14 protein-coding genes and 1 other annotated feature are annotated in these 19,803 nt (G+C 45.6%); of the genes, 3 read left to right on the top strand and 11 right to left on the bottom strand.

Annotated elements, in window-relative coordinates; all coding sequences use genetic code 11:
• Window positions 1–19 precede the first annotated feature (19 nt).
• Window positions 20–763: an SDR family NAD(P)-dependent oxidoreductase gene (locus ASL11_RS27100; protein ID WP_056621706.1), complete on the bottom strand. Its 744-nt coding sequence runs from the start codon at window positions 761–763 to the stop codon at window positions 20–22.
• Between the two features lie 68 nt (window positions 764–831).
• Entirely contained in the window at window positions 832–1,410 is a 579-nt protein-coding gene (locus ASL11_RS27095) for a TetR/AcrR family transcriptional regulator (RefSeq protein ID WP_056621704.1), read from the bottom strand.
• 142 nt (window positions 1,411–1,552) lie between these two features.
• Between ASL11_RS27095 and ASL11_RS27090 the strand changes: the two genes are divergently transcribed.
• Window positions 1,553–2,920, top strand: coding sequence for a catalase (locus ASL11_RS27090; RefSeq protein ID WP_056621899.1), 1,368 nt, complete (start codon window positions 1,553–1,555; stop codon window positions 2,918–2,920).
• Window positions 2,921–3,124: 204 nt separating this feature from the next.
• Window positions 3,125–4,222 (top strand): phosphodiester glycosidase family protein, encoded by a 1,098-nt coding sequence (locus ASL11_RS27085; protein WP_056621703.1) that lies wholly within the window; start codon window positions 3,125–3,127, stop codon window positions 4,220–4,222.
• Window positions 4,223–4,283: 61 nt separating this feature from the next.
• Here ASL11_RS27085 and ASL11_RS27080 read toward each other — a convergent pair whose 3' ends face one another.
• The 3 genes from ASL11_RS27080 to ASL11_RS27070 all read right to left on the bottom strand — a co-directional run bounded on the left by ASL11_RS27080 (window position 4,284) and on the right by ASL11_RS27070 (window position 9,367).
• Complete coding sequence (locus tag ASL11_RS27080) at window positions 4,284–4,727, bottom strand: cell wall hydrolase (RefSeq protein WP_056621700.1); 444 nt, start codon at window positions 4,725–4,727, stop codon at window positions 4,284–4,286.
• 162 nt (window positions 4,728–4,889) lie between these two features.
• Window positions 4,890–7,970 carry an isoleucine--tRNA ligase gene (ileS, locus tag ASL11_RS27075; protein WP_056621698.1) on the bottom strand — a complete coding sequence of 1,027 codons (3,081 nt, stop codon included), beginning with the start codon at window positions 7,968–7,970 and terminating at the stop codon, window positions 4,890–4,892.
• Window positions 7,971–8,053: 83 nt separating this feature from the next.
• Window positions 8,054–8,311, bottom strand: a binding site (T-box leader).
• 54 nt (window positions 8,312–8,365) lie between these two features.
• The gene (locus ASL11_RS27070; RefSeq protein ID WP_082595856.1) at window positions 8,366–9,367 is read right to left on the bottom strand and encodes a glycoside hydrolase family 130 protein; all 1,002 of its coding nucleotides are present in this window, start codon (window positions 9,365–9,367) and stop codon (window positions 8,366–8,368) included.
• Window positions 9,368–9,475: 108 nt separating this feature from the next.
• On the opposite strand from ASL11_RS27070, the gene ASL11_RS27065 reads away from it, so the two are divergent.
• On the top strand, window positions 9,476–10,333 hold the full coding sequence (locus ASL11_RS27065; RefSeq protein WP_056621694.1) for a helix-turn-helix transcriptional regulator: 858 nt from the start codon (window positions 9,476–9,478) through the stop codon (window positions 10,331–10,333).
• Between the two features lie 330 nt (window positions 10,334–10,663).
• On the opposite strand, the gene ASL11_RS27055 is transcribed toward ASL11_RS27065, so the two are convergent.
• The 6 genes from ASL11_RS27055 to ASL11_RS27030 all read right to left on the bottom strand — a co-directional run bounded on the left by ASL11_RS27055 (window position 10,664) and on the right by ASL11_RS27030 (window position 19,788).
• The gene (locus tag ASL11_RS27055; protein WP_056621688.1) at window positions 10,664–11,875 is read right to left on the bottom strand and encodes a VWA domain-containing protein; all 1,212 of its coding nucleotides are present in this window, start codon (window positions 11,873–11,875) and stop codon (window positions 10,664–10,666) included.
• A 3-nt stretch (window positions 11,876–11,878) separates the two neighbouring features.
• A complete protein-coding gene (locus ASL11_RS27050) occupies window positions 11,879–14,245 on the bottom strand; it encodes a DUF5682 family protein (RefSeq protein WP_056621686.1) in 2,367 nt (788 codons plus the stop codon).
• Window positions 14,203–15,294: an ATP-binding protein gene (locus ASL11_RS27045; RefSeq protein ID WP_056621897.1), complete on the bottom strand. Its 1,092-nt coding sequence runs from the start codon at window positions 15,292–15,294 to the stop codon at window positions 14,203–14,205. Before ASL11_RS27045 ends, ASL11_RS27050 begins: the two co-directional genes overlap by 43 nt.
• Window positions 15,270–17,108, bottom strand: coding sequence for a HEAT repeat domain-containing protein (locus ASL11_RS27040; RefSeq protein WP_056621684.1), 1,839 nt, complete (start codon window positions 17,106–17,108; stop codon window positions 15,270–15,272). The genes ASL11_RS27045 and ASL11_RS27040 overlap by 25 nt, the downstream gene beginning before the upstream one ends.
• A 24-nt stretch (window positions 17,109–17,132) precedes the next feature.
• Window positions 17,133–18,569: a hypothetical protein gene (locus tag ASL11_RS27035; protein WP_056621682.1), complete on the bottom strand. Its 1,437-nt coding sequence runs from the start codon at window positions 18,567–18,569 to the stop codon at window positions 17,133–17,135.
• Window positions 18,570–18,828: 259 nt separating this feature from the next.
• Window positions 18,829–19,788, bottom strand: coding sequence for a D-2-hydroxyacid dehydrogenase family protein (locus tag ASL11_RS27030; RefSeq protein WP_235550589.1), 960 nt, complete (start codon window positions 19,786–19,788; stop codon window positions 18,829–18,831).
• Window positions 19,789–19,803: the final 15 nt, after the last annotated feature.

The following is a 19,803-nucleotide window of genomic DNA, read 5'->3' as shown; positions in this document are numbered from 1 at the left end:
TTAAGTAACACCTATATGCTTACCATTGGCCAGCGTTTTGACCGCCATCGACATGAAGAATCTCTCCGGTTACGAACTTTGCTGACTCCAGATACACAATCGCGTCAACAATTTCTTGCACCTCACCCATTCGACCCACAGGATGGACTTTTGCTAGAAAATCATGCGACTCAACCGTATGCATCGGCGTTTTAATCACTCCAGGTGCCACTGCATTCACCCGAATGCCTTTGTCTGCATACTCAATGGCTAGCGACTTCGTTGCCGTGTTCAAACCCCCTTTGGACAGCGCGGCAAGTACAGCGGGGACAGATTTGAGCGGCTGTTCCGCGACGCCACTTGCTGTAATGTTGACGATATGGCCAGAGCCTTCCTTCAACATTGAGCTCAGAGCCCGCTGGGTTACATGGAAGAATCCTGTCATATTGCTAGACATAACTGAGCTAAAATCTTCTTCCGTGTATTCCGTAAACGATTTTGATATAAAAATACCGGCATTGTTCACCAGAGTGTCGATACGTCCGAAGCGTGAAAGACCTTCCTGAATTAATCGCTCAGCAACTTGAGGATCTGAAATATCGCCAGTCACATAAGCCACTCGTACACCTGTAGGATCGATTTCTCTTGCAACCTCTACTAACGCATGTTCACGGCGACCATTAATGACGACAGATGCGCCTTGTTTCGCCAGTCCAATGGCAACTGCTTTTCCAATACCACTGCTTGCACCTGTAATGACGACTACTTTATTTTGAAAACTCATATCCACATCTCCTGGTTTTCTACCTATTAAAAGGTAGGTAATAATTATAAAATAATCCGCCTACTCTTTCAAGTTAAAGCGGATATTAGACCATCGGCAATCTTATCATACTTACTTACATCGTGAAAACTTCTTGCTAGTAATTGTGCACCTTGAAGTGCAGCTAGAAATTGGTGTGCTTGTGCATCCGCGGCGCCTTCAAAGCTTAATTGATCTTCGCGCCGTCCCTCATCTAATACGCGTTCCAACCATTCTAGATTGGCCGTGAAAAACTGGGATAACCCGGTCTGCACTTTGCCAGATAATGTAGCCAAGTCAGTCGAAAGCATGACACTTAGGCAAGCACAATAATCTTGAACAGGACCACTGTAGAGTAAGATGAATTTGCGCAACTTCTCTATATGGTTCGGCGTCTCAGCATCGATTCCAGCAACATATGCTGTAAAGTTTCTGAGATAACGTGCAATCAACGCTTCTCCCAAATCCTCCTTATTCGGGAAGTAGTAATGAATACTTGCATTGCGTATGCCTACTTTTTCTGCAATATGCGAATAACTGAATCCGTTAAACCCATATTGCTGAACCATCCCTTGAGCTGTGTCTAGAATAAGTTCTGACGTGTTTTTGTTGTTGTTGTTTTTGGTCATGTCGTCATTCTACCTTTTAGTAGGTAGTATGTCAACTCCTTTTCTAAAACATGTGGATTGGCATAAATTTTGAATTGCACGCATAACGATCTAAATCAGTGATATGTGTACAGGAGGTTGAATAATGGAAGATAACAGAGGAATGCCCCAAAAACCTATTCATCAGAAAGGTTCTTCATTATGGTCAGGAGATGCACCCGCGGAATTTCATTCTCAAACCGTTGGTGATCGAGGACCTGTCCTGGAACAAGATAGTGTCTTACATGAAACTTTAGAAACTTTCATACATACCAAGATTCTTGAAAGACCTGTTCATGTGAAAGGTAATGGTGCTTTTGGCTACTTTCAGACCGTGAATTCGATGACACCTTACACGAAGCTTCACTTTCTACAAAAACCTGGCCAGCAAGTCCCTGTCACGGTCCGATTCTCCCTAGCTGTAAGTAATAAAGGTACGCCTGATACGTCCCGAAATGTGCGCGGCTTCTCTACGAAGTTCTATACAGAACAAGGTGTTTTCGATCTGCTATGTAATCATATCCCTGTCTTCTTAGTTCGAGATGCCATTCGATTTCCAGAGTCAATTAAGGCCTTTCTGCCATCGCCAGTTAACAATTTGATCGACCCTGAACGTTTCTGGAGTTTCATTGCCCGCGCACCGGAAGCCACTCACTTCCTTGTCCATTTATATTCGGATGCTGGGACTGTTAAAAGTCTCCGTCATATTCCAGGTCATAGCGTTAACACGTATGTCTGGCGGAATGAGCAAGGTGTACGTACGTTTGTGAAATATCACTGGTACCCCTTGGCAGGTATACAATATATTGATAGCCGCGAAGCAGCTAAGTTAGCTGGGGAAAATCCTGATTATGCCGGTAAGGATCTCTTCGATACACTGGCAGCAGGCCAAACCGTCGAGTACGGGTTGTATGTTCAATTGATGAATCCCGACGATGGAACCAAGCTGTCCTATGACCCGCTAGACGATACCAAAGTCTGGGATGAAAAGCAGTTCCCGATGATGCCTGTAGGCCGACTCGTACTAAACCGCAATCCAGATAACTATATGGAGCAAGTCGAGAAAATTGCCTTTTCTCCAACGAATCTATTGGAAGGAGCCGAACTATCGGACGATAAAATGCTGCAGGGTCGTACGAATATATACTCGGATTCACAGCGTCATCGCTTGGGGTCTGATTTTCGGAAGATTCCCATTAATCATCAGCAGAACTGGACGCCTCGTGCACTCGAGACTAGCGGCGAAGGTAGATATGTGGAAGGTCGTCTCGTTCGATCCGATATACCTAATCCGGATAATTTCACACAAGCGGGACAGTATTATAACGCCCTCCCCCCTGTCCAACAGGAACATTTAGTTCAGAACCTTGCTACCGATCTATCTGGTATATCCTCTGAGATTCAACGTATAGTTCTTACGTATCTATTCCAAGCATCACAAGAATTGGCCAACAGGGTTTCACAACGGATTCAGCAACCTAACCAAGGTTAATTTTACGAATTGGCTATCCCTCGGGGTGGCCTTTTGTGTTTCTTTCTACTACTGCTTAATAGATTTATTTGGCAAGATTGGGTCTATTTACACGGCTTATACAGAAAGATTTTAAGCTTATTTTCATCTTTTCTACAGGTTCATTTCGTATACTTAAACTAGCTATATCTGATTCAAAATTATATGAAAGTAGGCATTATTATCATGAAGCTAGCAGGAATTACTTACAAACATGAGCAAAGCGTAAGCTGGCTGAAACGTTCATTAATCATATGTCTGATACTTGTGTGTCTATTAGTAAGCTTTCTATTCTTAACTCCACCAGGATCGAAAATTCGTTTATTCCTTGCGGATACCTTTATTGCTACCCAACATCGGGAGTGGGCATGGATTTTTGTAGGTGTGAAGAAACGGGATGAGATGATTCAAAACGTTCAGCAAATGAGTGAGAATAACGCCATTGAGAAGCAAGATTTGAATGCAATCACGATTCAAAAACAGGATGGCAAGATCATTGATGTTGAAGATATCACCGGACGTGGCTGGGTCGGCAAAAAAATGGTTGTCTACGATCCGAGAGCAATTCGTGTCGTTGTTCCAAGTCAAGTAGGTCAAGGTGAGACAATTAGTTCGATGGTGAATCGTACAGGAGCACTTGCAGGTATTAATGGGGGAGGCTTCGATGATCCACAAGGTTTAGGAAACGGGTTTGCTCCAATTGGGGTTATTATGTCTGGAGGTAAGATTTTGTATACGAGCGTTGACGGCACTGTTCCACAACAAGTCGTCGCGTTTGATAATACGGGGAAATTAATTATTGGAAAATATTCGATTGATGAATTATTAGCTTTGCATGTGACTGACGCTGTATCCTTCTATCCGCGCATTATTGCTAATGGAAAAGCACTCCCTGTCGTTGGTGATGGTCTTAACCCGCGGACAGCCATTGGTCAACGCGCAGATGGCGTTATTGTTATCATCGTCATTGACGGACGTCAGACCAAGAGTATTGGCGCTTCTTTAAAAGATGTTCAAGACATTCTATTGAAAGAAGGTTGTGTCAATGCCGGGTTCTTAGACGGAGGTGCATCCTCTGAAATGGTTGTCGGGAACGATCTCATCACGCATCCATCCAGCCGATATGGCGAAAGAAGGCTGCCTTCAGGTCTCCTTATTTTTGAACACCCGGATCAAGTTGATGTCGCGAATATTTGGGAAGGTGTGACCGACATTGATCCTGGTGGTGCTTATGATAATCCAGGTTATCTCGCGGAGCACAATAAAAAGCAGTTAAATAAGTAAAAGAAAAAGAGCTGTCCATTGGCAGCTCTTTCTTCATGTCTAAACGATTCTATTCGCACTATTAGAACGTATTGTAGACATTTTGACACTCTTTGGCCGTCGGCTCATAAAAACAGTGCTTTCTGTAACGGCCAGCTTTCGGCTGGTTGTACCAAGTATCTGGACATGGTCCAGGATTCTCGAACGTTCCTGGACGGAAATACCAGAGTGAGAATTTACCTGGCCAAACCCGCTCGCCATTTACAGCTCTTTGTGCTAAGCGCCGCTCTCTTTCTCTTGCGTTTTGATAGTACAACCCGTGCTGTAACGCTTCAAACGCATGTGGTTGGTTGATCATTTGGGGAATTGTTCGGAGATTTTTAAAATCAGAGCAATTCGCTCTTATTCGATTAATACCAACATTTCCAACAAGCAGCATACCCGTTTCGCCCTCGGTTTCCGCTTCAGCCCGAAGCAACCTTGCTAACATGTCGATATCCTGCTTTCTAGCTTTTACGACTGCCATTCGCTCACCTCAATTGAGTATATGTCTAGACCCATCATATTGTAGGTGAAGTGGAAATGTGACTTACTTACCGCGAAACGATAATATAATCTGGTTGTTCTTCGCTCGCAGCGAATAAGTAGCATCTGGCATCTGGCGTCTTGCCTTACTCTTACTTTCTTTTTACACGATTAGCAAACTAAATTTACTCTCTCCATACGATACGGTTTCCATATTGGGCTCTGAAGCATAGCGAACATTGTTCAGTAATACATGTTCCTGTAGAACATGATCAAATCGCACTAATGCAGTTTGTAATTGTACATCTACATCTAGGACAAGATCGACGCGCTTTTCGATCGGAAGCCCTATTTTTTTACGATAATCTTGAATTGCCCGAATGACCTCTCTAACCATGCCTTCCTGTTCTAACTCTTCCGTCATAGTTGTGTTTAAGGCAACGGTCATTTGGTATCCTGAAGCCGAGGCGTAGCCTTCATTCGCTTGCTTCTCGATAAGTAAATCCTCTAGCAGAATGTGCAGGACTTCATCATCGATCTTCACATCAATGAAGCCGTTATCTATGACTGCTTTAGCTTCTAGAGCAGATAACTGCTTTAACTGTGCTTGCACGGGTCCTACGAATTTCCCGAACTTCTTACCTGCTGCTTTCAAGTTTAACTTGAAAGTAAAACGAACGAAGCTGACATCGCTAGATACAATTTGGATCGATTTCACATTGATCTCATCTTGGATGATATCTTCGAATCCTTCAATGGTATACGCACTGTCAAACGAAACGTATAACTCCGACAGCGGCATCCGAGTCTTGATCCCTGTTTCATTGCGGATATTGCGAGCCAATTCCACGATTTGCCTCACAGTTTCCATCTCTTTCTCTAACGATTCATCGTATAACGTTTCATCCATTGTCGGATAATCAGTCAGATGTACACTTCCCTTGCCTCCCAGATTCTCATATAAATCATCTGCAAGGAATGGCGTATAGGGAGCAATCATTTGTGATAGTGTTAGCAGAACATGGCGTAAGGTTTGATAAGCTGCTAGTTTATCTTCGGTCCATTCGCTACCCCAGAACCGATCTCGTGAACGTCTGATATACCAATTGCTAAGTTCATCTACGAAAGCTTCCATTTGCTTCGCGGGATTCAAGAAATCATTGATTTCTAGTCCTTTTACTACATTGTGCAAGGTGCTGTTTAATCGAGATAAAATCCAACGATCCAACACATTCACGGAAATTATTTGCGGATAATCATCTGGGTGATACTGATCAATTTGTGCATACAACGCATAGAAGGCATGTGTGTTATTGATCGTGTCAATGACTTTGGATTTCGCCTCGGCGACAATCTGCTTGGAGAACCTCTTACTGCTCCAAGGTGCGCTATCGGATAACAATGCCCATCGGAATGCATCGGTGCCAAATTCGTTTATGATTTCCCAAGGATCAATCCCGTTACCCTTGCTCTTTGACATTTTTTGTCCATTTTCATCGAGAACATGCCCCGTTGATAATACAGATTTATAAGGGATTTGCCCATTATAAAGGGTAGAGACCGCCAGCAAGCTGAAAAACCAGCCGCGCGTCTGATCGATCCCCTCGCAGATCATATCCGCGGGATACTGCTCTTGAAACAGTTCCTTGTGTTCAAATGGTTGATGATACTGAGCAAATGGCATGGAGCCGCTATCGAACCAGACGTCAATGACTTCCGAGGTTCTATGCATGGTCCCGCCGCAATCACAGCGCAGCTTCACTTGATCCACGTAAGGTTTATGCAGCTCAAGGCTTTCCTCGATCGGATCTATTGATTTATCACGAAGATCCTTATGGCTGTGTGGTGCATATTCTGCGTTGCAGCCTTCGCAGATCCATACATTGAGTGGCGTTCCCCAATAGCGATTCCTGCTGATATTCCAATCAACGAGTTCTTCTAAGAATTTACCAAATCGGCCTTCTCGCAGATGGGAAGGATACCATGTGATTTTACTGTTGTTCGCGATCAACTGATCTTTAATAGCCGTTGTTTGGATGAACCAACTCTCCGTCGCGTAATAGAGAAGCGGCGATTTACAACGCCAGCAGAATGGATAGCTGTGCTCATAACGCTCCTTGGTAAACAACAGACTACGCTCAGCTAAGTTTTTAACGATATCGATATCACAATCCTTAACAAAACGACCGGCAAAATCGATGATCTGATCGACATAACGACCTCTAGCATCCACAACATTAATGAAATCCAATTCATGTTGGCGAACGGTGCGATAATCATCTTCTCCGTGAGCTGGCGCAATATGGACAATCCCCGTACCGCTGGTGTCGCTAACATAGTCAGCGTCTACGACGATATGCCCTTTCGCCACATGTAAATAATTAAAAGGTGCCACATAAGGTGTTCCCACAAATTCAGAACCTTTGTGCGTGGATAGGAGCTCATACTCCCCTTTCATGACTCTATCGACAAGGTTCTTTGCTACAATGTAGACTTCGCCATGCTGTTTGACTTTGACATAATCGACATCTTTATTTACAGCTAAAGCGACATTGGCAGGCAACGTCCATGGGGTAGTCGTCCATGCCAGAAAATGTTCCTCTGCGTTCTTACTTGTGAATTTCACAGTAGCACTTAGATCTTTTACATCTTCATAACCTTGAGCCACTTCGTGAGAGCTGAGTGTCGTTTGACAATCAGGGCAATACGGGCTTACACGATGACCTTTATACAGATGCCCCTTTGCATGTATCGTGGATAAAATGTGCCAAACACTTTCGATATAATCATTGGTTAGTGTGACATAGGGGTTATCCATATCCGTCCAGTAAGCGATCGCTTCGGTCATTTCACGCCACTGCTTCTCATATTCGAAAACGCTGCTCTTACACGCCTCCACGAATTTGGCGACCCCATAGGATTCGATTTCCTGTTTGCCAGAAATACCTAGCTTTTTCTCTACGCCTAGCTCAACAGGAAGCCCATGTGTATCCCAACCTGCTTTGCGTATGACACGGAAGCCTGACATCGTTTTGTAGCGACCGATGAAATCTTTGATTACTCGTCCCAGCACATGCCCGATATGCGGCTCACCGTTCGCTGTTGGGGGGCCTTCATAAAAAACAAAGTTGGGTTGTCCCTCTCTATTCTCAATCGATTTTCGAAATGTGTCACTCTGTTTCCATTGTTCTAAAACTCGGAGTTCTCGCGTTCTTGCCTTCTCTTTCACATCTACTTTTCTCATAGTTCTCATCCTCTCATTTCATCCAACATAACGTTCGTTCCTTGACGAAAAGGTTGACTGAAAAACGCAAAAAATCCCGTCCCATAAGGGACGAGATTTCATCTCGCGATACCACCCTAGTTCCGTAGGGATTATGACTACCATAATCCTACGACACCTCTACCTACGTACCATCATACGCATCCTTAGTAACGGCTGGAACCCGGGTCAGCTTACTTATTTACTTCAGCTTTCCTTCTCGGAGAGGATTTTCTACGAAGTCTTGAACATTGGCTCTCAGCGGTGTGCCAACTCTCTGGGGATCAAGGGCTTCCTATACTCTTTCTCGTCAATGAATTTAATCGAACATTCAGTTAACTCATTCTTACATCTTCATCAGCAAAAGTCAACAGGCGCTATTTATTTCCTTCCAAACATAACTTCACCAAATCATCCACATGTGCAGTTGCCAAACATTCAACGGTATCCGCTGCCCCATAGTAGATTTTCACTTCACCATCATCTTCTAGAATCATACCTCCTGGGAAAATGACATCATTACGGAAGCCTCCATCAGTTTCATAGCTAACTTCTGGAGCTAATAATGGCTCTTTATAAAGTCCAATAACTTTCTTCGGGTTATCCAAGTCAAGCAGCATAATACCCGCTGTATAACGCTTTTTCCATGTTGGCTCCCAGCCATTTTTACCACGGTTTGCATCGATATCAACGGCATGGATCGTCGTTAACCATCCCTTGGACGTACGTATTGGTGGTGCGGCAGGACCAATTTTGTCATTCGCATAAGGCACATGCTCAACACCTAGGACGAGGTCCGTGTCTCCCCAGTATTTGAGATCAGGCGACTGCGAAAGCCAAATATCAAATTGATCTTTCCCACGGCTGTAAACCGGGAAAGGACGCTCCAGACGGACATAATTACCATTAATTTTCTCAGGAAACAAAACCATATTCCGGTTGTCTGGTGCTGACATGGACAAAATATCAAACTTATCAAAGTCATCCGTTACCGCAATCCCACCTCTAACTCCGTGGCGCGTATCTACTGCGAAGCACATGTAAACACGTCCGTCCATCACCGTTAGTCTAGGGTCATATATGCGTGTGATTTCCTCGTCATACAGCTTCCAACAAGGTTTCGACTGTACATCCCAATGAATGCCGTCTTTGCTGTAGGCAAGGCCGAGATCTGTCGTATGCGAAGGCTCTAACGTTTGATCTTTGACAGAGCCGTGGTCATTACGGAACACCATAATATATTGGCCTTGGAATTTGGTAACACCTGCATTGAAGGTAAGCGCTGTAGGATAGGGCACGGAATCTGCCGTGAGGATTGGGTTGGCTGGATGTCTTGTAATTACAGAACTAGATGTTAATGAACCGATTGTTAATGTCATGAGAGTTCCTCCTTCATTCTTATCTATCAATAGGTTACAATAGGTGTGCGCAGGTTTCCTATCAATCCTTGAACAAACCTCTCATTTCTTGAATAGGCAGTGATTCTCATGACATTTCCCATCAATAAGCAATTATCGGATTATCCCAATATCGGATCATTCCCCTTTCATTTATCCATTAATCGGGTTGATCAGCATTTTCCCAGCCATCGTCATGATTTCTTGGAATTCTCTTTGGTTGTTGAGGGCTATGGTTACGAAACCGTAAACGGACAAATACATCCCATGCAGCCTGGAACCTTCACCCTTCTGCTTCCCTATCAAGTGCACGAAATCACAGCGAACCCTGGAAGTCCGCTCATTCTGTTCAACTGTATGTTTGGCTTAGAGCTGCTGGGAGATCCAGCGGAACGACTGCTCCTTTCGGATCATAATCCGTTCCTAACTCACTATGACCTGAGCGCTGAACAAAGTGAAATCGTGAGTCAGAAACTACAAGGCATGCTTCGTGAATATGAGCAATCCGCTGATATTTGGCAGCCCCTTCTCTTGAAAGGAGAGCTCCAACGCATACTTGCGTTTCTTTACAGGCTCCATCCCAGCAACTCAGACGTACTGCCGAATGTTTCCGAATTGACGTCCAAAACGGCCTTACCCTGGGCCATACTTCGCTATATTCATACTCGTTACCGTGACCCGCTCACGCTGGAGCTGATCGGCGCCCATTTCCATTGTCATCCCTCTAGGGTGACGCAAATCTTATCTCAACATCTTGGCGTGACCTTCGTAACCCTACTGCAGGAAACTCGGATTCGACACGCCTGTAGTTTATTAGCTACGACCGAAATGAAGGTAACGGATATCGCGTTCGAAGTTGGTTACGAATCCTTCGCCAGCTTTAGTCGTAATTTCCTAAAGCTTGTGGAGGTTTCACCGACCATGTATAGGGCCTCTATGAGGGTATAGTTAAAATGAATCAGATATAGAAAAAACCGACTGAGCTGGTGCTCGGTCGGTTTTTTCTGCCTGCTAGAGGCGGGGGGTTGTAATTCTCCTGTGCGATGTACACCTGATGAATAGATGGATTTTATACAGTTAAATAGTGCGATTTTCTGAACAATCGTAGAATAGATGGAAAACCTGTAGATAATTTTGGCGATTATAGCCAATCTGAACAATAACGGTAGTTTTACCTACATGTTTTACAGTTAAATCAATTTTCCGAGGAAATCCATCGTAAATAGCTGTATATTTTCCAGTTAAAGCAGATGTCTCCATTTGTGAGCCGCTCATAACCTACTTCTGCCCCTGCTTCACACGCTCGGCAAGCACGGAAAGGTCTTGCCCTTTCAAAGCACCTTCAATCAACTCAGGCAGCTTATCTGGTGAACAACCAAAACATGGAATGCCCTGCTGAGCCAGCTTTTTCGCAACAACATCGTCGTAAGAAGGCACGCCTTGGTCTGTTAAAGCAAGTAAACAGATCGTTTTCACACCGGATTGATGCATGTCGATCAATCGTTGGATCATCTCTGTTCGGTTGCCTCCTTCATAGAGATCCGAGACCAAGATAAACAACGTTTTCTTCGGCTCTGCGATAAAAGAAGAGCAATACGCGAGGGATTTGTCAATATCCGTCCCCCCGCCCAGCTGAATCCCAAACAACATATCTACGGGATCCGTTGCACATTGTTCGGTTAAATCCACAACCTCCGTATCAAAAGCCACCACACGCGTATCTAACGCAGGCATACTGGCGAAGATCGAACCGATGATAGAGGCATAAATGACGGAGCCCGCCATGGAACCGCTCTGGTCAATATCCAGGATGACGGTCCACTCCTTGCTTCGCCTAGCACGATCGAAGAAATATACCTTATCTGGCAACAAGAGTCCTCTCTCTTGGTTGTAATTTTTCAAATTCTTACGGATGGTTGTGATCCAGTCCAATCCTGAAGCAGACGGCAGTGGTGAATGCTGTCTGCGGTTAAGCGCACCAGTAACGGCTCTTCGTAAATCCTGCGAAAGTCGCTTCACGATTTCATCGACAACCGCTTTTACGAGCAGCCTCGCGGTTTCTTTTGTTTTCTCGGGTATTTTCCCTTTGAGCGCCATTAAAGTCGCTACCATCTGAATGTCAGGCTTTACTTGAGAAAGCAGTTCGGGCTCAAAGAGCAATTGTTTCAAGCCCTTGCGTTCAATGGCATCGGATTGGATGACAGAAACAACATCTGGCGGAAAAAACGTTCGGATATCGCCAAGCCACTTGGCTAGTTTGGGTGACGATGGTCCTAGTCCGGCTGCCTTACGTGAATTGCCGGTCTGTACAGCATCCTCTGCGCTGATGCCGCCTGTGTCATCATAAATGGCTGCAAGCGCCTCATCCATTAGCCGAGACTCTTCGTCGAGCATAGCTTCTCCTGCACCATATGACTGCAACTTCTCTTCGGAAGCTGCGCCCAATATCAACCGCCAACGTTTCATTTGCTCTCGATTGATCGTTGTCATAGACTACAAATCCCCAAAATCAAATTCATTGAGCTCATCCAGCTTCTCCTTCTCTTCCTCGCTTAAAGGTTGCTGTAAAGCAGCACCTGCTGTATCTGCACCAACACCCCAAATATCACCCATCATTTCAGCCACTGCCGCCTTCTCCCTAGGCTCGAATGAGCTAAAAGCTCGGCGCAGAAAGACAAGCGAGCGATGGAAAGCGTCCTTCTCCAACGAACCGATATACGCATCGAGTTGTTTCCACAGCGTTACCCTTGATAATAACGCATATCGGTTTCGCATGGACATCCCTTCGAACCACCCTGCACCCAAATCGACGGGAATCCCAGGAGACAATCGGCGTGAAACCTCCCGTTCGACCTGTTCATCCGCTATCTCATTACGTTCAAGCAGAATGGCGAAGGCGAAGCCCGACAACTTAGCATTCCGATCATCGCGTGAAGCCAGATCCTGCAGTTTGTTGAACCATAACCTGTCATCGACCTGGTTATAATGTTCTTGGGCAACGGTATGGAGCGACTGAATCCCCCGCACCATGCCCCCAGCGGCATCGTCGTTGCAACCAGAAGCATCGAGAAGCAACAGCGTTCCCCGAAGAAATAGTTGCTGTAGCAGCGGAACTAACGTATCCGTTTCAATGCGGCGAATAGATCCATATCGGATCAGAACGGACAGTTCATAAGCAGCGCCAGCTATCTGTTCAAAGTTACCAGCGTCTACGGCAAGACCTTGCAGCGTGGTTATGGCTTGATCCATGAGCTCCGTTAAATTGCAATCGCAAGCAATACGAATCATGTGTGAAGCTTCCGCAATATCTGCGCACGCCTCAAGCTTTTCCTTCAGCACGAAAGCGGCTGCCAGCTCGATTGTCTCCCCTTTCAAGGTGGACTCAACCGCCTGAATCTCGCTCTCTGGTGTCCAACGGAGCACCCAATTCTCTGCCCAGGAGGCGGAAGCTTGGTGGACACGCTCTTTCCTGGCAAACTGAATACCTAGCAGTTCCAATCGCTGTAAAAGAACAGAACGCTTTAAGTCCAGATACGCAGCTTCCTCGGACTTTACTCTTCGGTTTTCCCGCAAGTCCAGCTCTAGCGTCGTAGCTACCGCTGTTTTATACTTATCAAGCTTAAGTCTCCTAAGCTCTCTATTCAAATCATCTTGAATTGGCGTTTGGCTAACGCCTTCGGGCAAACGACCTATGGCCGTACCAATATCCGTTCTTGCCAATGCTTCGGCAATCGTAGAGAGCTCGCCAAAACCAAGGCAGACAATCGCCGCGTCGCGCAAGTCTTTCCAGGTCGGCAAGTTTCCATCGTGCATAGAAGCAAGCGCCTCTGCAAGCCTTACAGCCTCAATCAGCGAAGCGGTCGACCGATAAGTGCCATGCGCTCTTAGATGAGCCGCTACTTGGGAGAAATAGAGCGCAGGAAGCCTGTGAAGATCGCCGCTTTGCAGACACTGCCAAAATAACTCGTAATAAGCAGGAGCCTGATTCCCAGCGCCATAGCCGGAATGCGAAGATAGCTTATAGTACGAGTAAGGCATCAGCGTCAGTTTCGTTGTTGTTTTCGGCAAACCCTTCAACTCTTCATCTGTCATAGCTGGAGCTTGCAAATTCATCGCTGAGGCGTGATGTGCACCAGTGACGACAACAATCTTGTCAGGATCATGACCCTCAGCTATGGCATCTTGAATTTTACGCCTCATATACGATTCTCGGATTTCATTATAGGCTGCTTCCTGTGGGGCAAGCTGCATCTCCTGCCTTGAAGTAAGCTCACGCATTTGCTTGGAAAACTGATGAATACTTTGCCGGTACGCATCATGATTCAAGTTATGTTCATAATGCCGTTCCCAATACGCCTCATAGTCCGGCTCCTCGGAAAGTTCAGCAATCCGTTGATATATCGTGCTTTGTTCTTTAGCATATACGTGAAAGTCATCAGATTCTTGCAACTGAGAATCGGTTGCAATTCGCTTAAGCTGCCGCTGTTCATATAGCGCCAAAGCATGCACAGACGGCAAATCAATAAATGCAGCTTGCACCTGGTTTTGGCTAGCCCATACAAAAGCCTGATACTCTGGCGAATAATTGGCATACGGATAGAGGAGTGTCCTTACCGGCAGCCCATCCGTGTAGGCTAGAATCGCAATCGGCGGCACAACACCAAGCGATGTCATCTCACGAATCAAATGACTTGCATCGCTAGGACCTTCAATGAGTACAATCGTAGGCTGTATCTCTTCTAAAAAAGCTACAAGGTGATGCGCCCCAGCAGGCGATAGATGTCGTATTCCAAATACATGAAACCCAGGATTTGTATCTAGTTGTTCATCTCCGAACACGCGAAGTACAGATTTCTCCATGTCGATCCTCGCTTTTTCATCACATTTTCAAGATATTCCTTCCAGACGACGCGATCCTTCTCTTCGTCCTTGACAATTGCGCCTTGAAGCCCTGCTGCGATATCTTCCTCACTGATGCGTCCGCTGCCAAAGCTTCCGGCAAGGGCCATACTGCCAGTCAGCAGTGAAATCGCTTCTGCCGTTGAGATAACCCCGCTCGGCCCTTTCACCTTCTCTTTGCCGTCAAGCGTCATGCCACTTCTTAACTCGCGGAAAATCGTCACAACCTTCCGCACTGCCTCCTCGTCCGGAAGCGTGGCCTTCAGTTCATAGCTGGCGGAGATTTCGCTGACCCGCTTTCGAACAATCTCCACTTCCGTCTCGATTTCTGATGGAGACGGTAGCACAATGATGTTAAAACGGCGTTTCAATGCCGCTGACATCTCATTCACGCCACGATCACGCGTATTGGCTGTCGCGATGATGGAGAAGCCTCTGGACGCGAATAGCTCTCTACCCAATTCCGGAATCGAAATGGTTTTCTCCGATAGAATCGAGATTAAGGCATCCTGCACTTCAGAAGCACAGCGGGAAATCTCTTCGAATCGCGCAATTTGGCCAGATTCCATCGCGCGGAATATAGGGCTTTTAATAATCGCCTGATCAGAAGGTCCTTGTGCTAGCAGCATCGCATAATTCCACGAATATCGGATATGCTCCTCGCTCGTACCGGCTGTACCTTGGATGACCTTTCCGGAATCCCCAGTAATCGCAGCGGTCAAATTCTCCGAAAGCCACGACTTCGCTGTCCCTGGCTCCCCAATCAACATCAGAGCTCGATCTGTTAATAGCGTAGCGATAGCCATTTCCACTAATCGTTTATTCCCGATATATTTTGGTGTGATGGTAACCCCTTTCACTTGACCGCCTGTTAGATAAGTAAGCACGGCTTTCGGTGAAAGCTGCCAGCCAGCGGGCTTAGCATCCTGATCAAATGCTTTCAATGCCTCTAATTCTTCAACATATAGCCTCTCGGAGGGCAATCTTACGACATCTTGCTTTTGATCCATCCCCATATTCCCTGTCCCTTCTCTACATAATTTGAATGATCTTCAGATACGGTTTCTGGCTCGAATTCCTGTTTTGCCGCAATGGTATCAGCGATATCCAGCAATTGACTTTTCATGCCCTGATAGGATAAGCCTTCTGCGAATTGTCGCAGTCTTTCCGCATAGAGCTTAGGCAGCAGCGTAAGCAACAAAAGTTGGATACGATCCAAGTAGTAGAACTGCTTGTTCCCGCCTTTCTCCAGCAGGTTCATGAGAAGTTCAGGTGCCTCTGGAACGTTCTGACGGAATAAGATCAGAAAGGCATGTGATATTTTCGTTTGAGTAAAGTTAGGATGATCTTCACACTTTTTAACGAGATAAGCTGTTACTTTCGGGTCTGATTCTTGAGCAAATCTGACTACCAGCTCTTCTTCATCTAATTTTATGAAAAGGTTCATCCATCTAGGATCCCATTGCAAAAGTTTGGAAGAAACGACAGCGTCATTGGCATACAATTGTGCATGCAACGATGGCGTCACTTCATACAAAACACGAAGTAATTCCTTGGCTGCTGTTGATTTTTTGTCTTTAAGATCACGGTAATAACGCTCATAAATATCTTCAGGAGGGAGTATTCGCAACGCCGCTCGAAAGCTATACGCAATGAATTTACGGTTGTAAGCCTCGTGTAAGGATACAGCGAACTGATTTGCCTCCGGCAGATCCAATTCCAGCAATAAATTCGCAGCTGCCTCTTGTAGAGCTTCCGTTTCTGGAACGATAAAGCTGGACGAAGCCAGCATATGCGCTAATAAGTTAGCGACTTCAGGCACTCTTTTACCATGTAAACTGCGGATGTCGGCCATCAATTGTTGTGTGGATTCCACGACATTCGTGAGAAGGTTAATGTGGTTAATCATCGTAGTGGCATGATCAATAATGCTTTGTGTCAGCTCATTTGCCTTACACAATTGGATCGGCTCAATGGCGATATCCTGATCCTTGGAATTGAGCGCTTTATATAAGCGAGCAATGGCTTCCTCTGTTCCAAGACGAGACAAGGCGAACAATGCGGCTCTACGAATCTCCTTTTTCTTATCATCGGCCTGCTCCAAAATGAAAGCTTCTTGCTCTGGAAAGTCACTCAATAGCTCAATGGCCATAGAGCGGACTTCTGTCGATCCATCTTTTGCAGCTTGCAGAATCAGTTCTAAATCTGGTACAGGTTGTAAACGATGAAGGAGCTCCAGCCGTCGAGCATCCCCTTTCCCACCCTCCAACTTAAATTGCTGCTTCAGAGCAGGAATTGCTGCCACGCCAAGTGCTGGTATTACCTGATTTTGAAGAAAATCAGGGATCTCCGCATAGCTGTCTTCTAATGCAGAAACGGCTGCTGGAATTACGCGCAGATCATGATACAACAACTCTTCTTGACCAAGTCGCAGCTGCTCCATCCGTCCTTGACCCTTTTGTGTCAACGCTTCAATCAGCGGATAGACTTTGCGATGAGGATTCGTTGTGGGAGGTGTACTTGCATGATCAACTGCCAATACAGGGGTGAGCTCATCTTGGGACTCCGTCTTCCCTTGAGTGTACAGTACCGAGTTCAGCAGTATGCCCAGCTCCAACAGCTTCTCAGCTGAATGGCTCGCTCCTGTTTCTAGAACTAGGCTAACTGACTGTGCGATTCGCTTAAAAACCGGTGCTGATTCGGCCAGCTTGTTTAATTGGGGAAGCATTTTCTGCAAACGTAAATCGCCCGCCGCCATCCCGCTCCCCGCGATAAACAAACGCCGCACTTCCTGCTGCAGGTCAAACAATATGTCTATACTCATGGAATCGTCTCCTAATTCTATTCATCAATACAGCAGGCGAATGATTTCATTGGCAGAAATAATACTCAGTGGCTGTGCTTCAAGCCTGTTATTGGTCCAATTGTGTTCAAACATGACAAGCATTACCTGATTCTCGAGATGAGGTTTCGCTAACATGGCAATCAACGAAGTTGTTACCTCATGAAGATACGGAATATTGGCTAGGGGTAGTTGTTTACCATGTTCATCTAATAATACATAGCCAGTTGCTGTCTTCTTTATTTCTGCATAACGAAGCAATACAACCGGATGCTTGTCAGAAAGTGGGTTTTTTATGAGATTTTTCACTTGTTTGATGACATCTGTAAATGATTTCGAAGCTGCTTGTTGGATGTTCTGAAAATCTTGCGGTCCCGCCTCCCGATATGTTGCTTCCTCGAATCGCACCCTTGTGTTCAGTTCACCAGGGTAAACAGCAAGTTCTTTCGCATGTACGACCTGAAAAACAGAGTCTTCTTCGCGAATGTATTTGGCAGCTCGAAAAGGTCTGTACGTTCGTGTTATATGGATTTGCCCAGTTTGAAGATCAGCCCAATACCCCTCATCGATGAACTCACCCCTCGCAGCGTCCGAGTATGATCGGAATGATAACTGCAGCAGGTCAATGTCGTTGCGTACACGGGAAAGTTCTCTGAGCTCGGCGATTTGCCAGGCATGTCCGATCCATTCTTCCAATGTTGTTACTGCATCGATATGCATCTCCAGATTTTCCAATCGACTGCTCAGGTACTCTTTACTTTTCTTAAGCAAAGCATGTAAGATTGTAAGCTGTTCAATGCTTAACGGATACACTTTCTCTCGTTCTAACTCGCTTCTGAATAAAAGAATGAACTCCCTAAGTGCTGATTGGATGCCTGGAATGAAGTAGTTACCTAACTGTTTCGCTTGCTCATCAGCCGTTTGAAGTGCTTTTTTATCCAAACTGCCAAGCCCAGAAGTAACCAGTTGGAGAATCAATTTCTCAGCTATACTTATACCCTCAAGCTGTGCCGTGATTTTTTTGAATAGCGACGACTTGTTCGGTTTACGCTTAGGAGCAGGAGCATCCGTGGCAGTAGCTTCCTTCTGCTTCTCTTCCCGTTTTTCAGCTTTTTCTCTCTTATCAGCAATATCTTGAGGTATGGGTGCAATCGTAAATGTCTTACCTGAGGTGAATGCATACATCAATCCGAGGTTGTGCTTGCAAGGGAATTGTCGGCTTGGACATGTGCACCGGAAGACCGGATTGCCTTCTTTTATGACATCGACTGAACATTGATAGGGATCCTTGCCGCTTCCCTTGCACTCCCCAAAAATGATCGTTCCATCTTCTGACTGACAGAGTAGCGGAAAGCTGTTTTTCTTCACCAAATCTTTGCCATTCTTGATTGCACTGCTATTGAGTGCCAGGCTGTCCACATAGGCTTCCGTTAAATGTTTCATCGTGTACTCCTCATAACTTGGTCATACAACCCATTTCCACACAATTCCTGAATTTCCTTTTTCATGGGCAAATCTTGCCATAATGCATGTGTATGCAAAATAAACACGGCTATGCCGTCCTTCAAGAACGGGAGCGTTTATGGAGAAATATAAAGCAGTGTATAAAATGAAACTTATACTTTCTTATATTAAAAAAAACCTGAGACATAGTCTCAGGTTCCATTTTCTGTATCTTTTATCAACACACTACACAGACTAATTAATTTAACCTCCGAATCGGTGTTCCGGATAAATAGGCTTCAATATCTTCAACCACTTGTTTGTAAAAGGCTTCATAATTCGCTTTCGCTACATAGCCAATATGCGGCGTCGTGAGTAGATTCGGGAGTGACCGATAGATATCATCCTTGGGCAATGGTTCCACTTCGAACACATCCACAGCCGCTCCAGCGATCCATCCATCCTGCAAGGCTTCCGCAAGTGCAGCTTGATCCACGATCGGAGCTCGAGACGTATTAATCAAATAGGCCGATGACCGCATTCGTTTCAGGTCTTCCGCACGAATCAACCCTCTTGTCCGGTCACTTAATACCAGATGAATAGACACAAAATCACTGTTTACCAGCAGTTCCTCTTTAGAAGCAGCAAGTCGTACACCGACCTCCTCGGCCCGCTCTTTCGTTAAATTCTGGCTCCAGGCTATTACATCCATGCCGAATGCCTGGCCAAACTTGGCAATCTTCGTGCCCAAATTACCAAGTCCAATGACACCAAGCGTCTTGCCGTACAAATCTGCGCCAACCGTACTTTGCCATTGTCCATTGCGAACCGCATTGTGTTCCGTGACAATGTTACGAGCAAGGCCTAATAACAGTGCCCACGTGAGTTCGGCAGTTGCATTGCCAGCCCCACCCGTGCCGCAAACGATAATGCCTTGCGATGCAGCGGCGGTCATATCTACAGAAGCATTGCGCATCCCCGTCGTAATAAGCAGCTTCAACTTAGGAAGCCTTGCAAGCAATTCCGCGCGGAAAGGAGTCCGTTCACGCATAATGACGATAATTTCGCAGTCTGCGATCTGTTCAACCAGCTCCTCGATTTGGTCAATATGCCGATCAATACGCTTGACCTCCACTTTATCCAAAATCTGCGACCAATCCGCAGAAGACAACGCTACTTGTTGGTAATCATCTAGTATTGCACAGCGTAGTTTCATCATAACGATATCTCCTTC

It is taken from the genome of Paenibacillus sp. Soil750 (genome assembly GCF_001428045.1).
Classification (GTDB): Bacteria; Bacillota; Bacilli; order Paenibacillales; family NBRC-103111; genus Paenibacillus_E; species Paenibacillus_E allorhizoplanae.
Note: the sequence above shows the minus strand (reverse complement) of the source record. Positions and strands in the feature narration are given on the sequence as shown.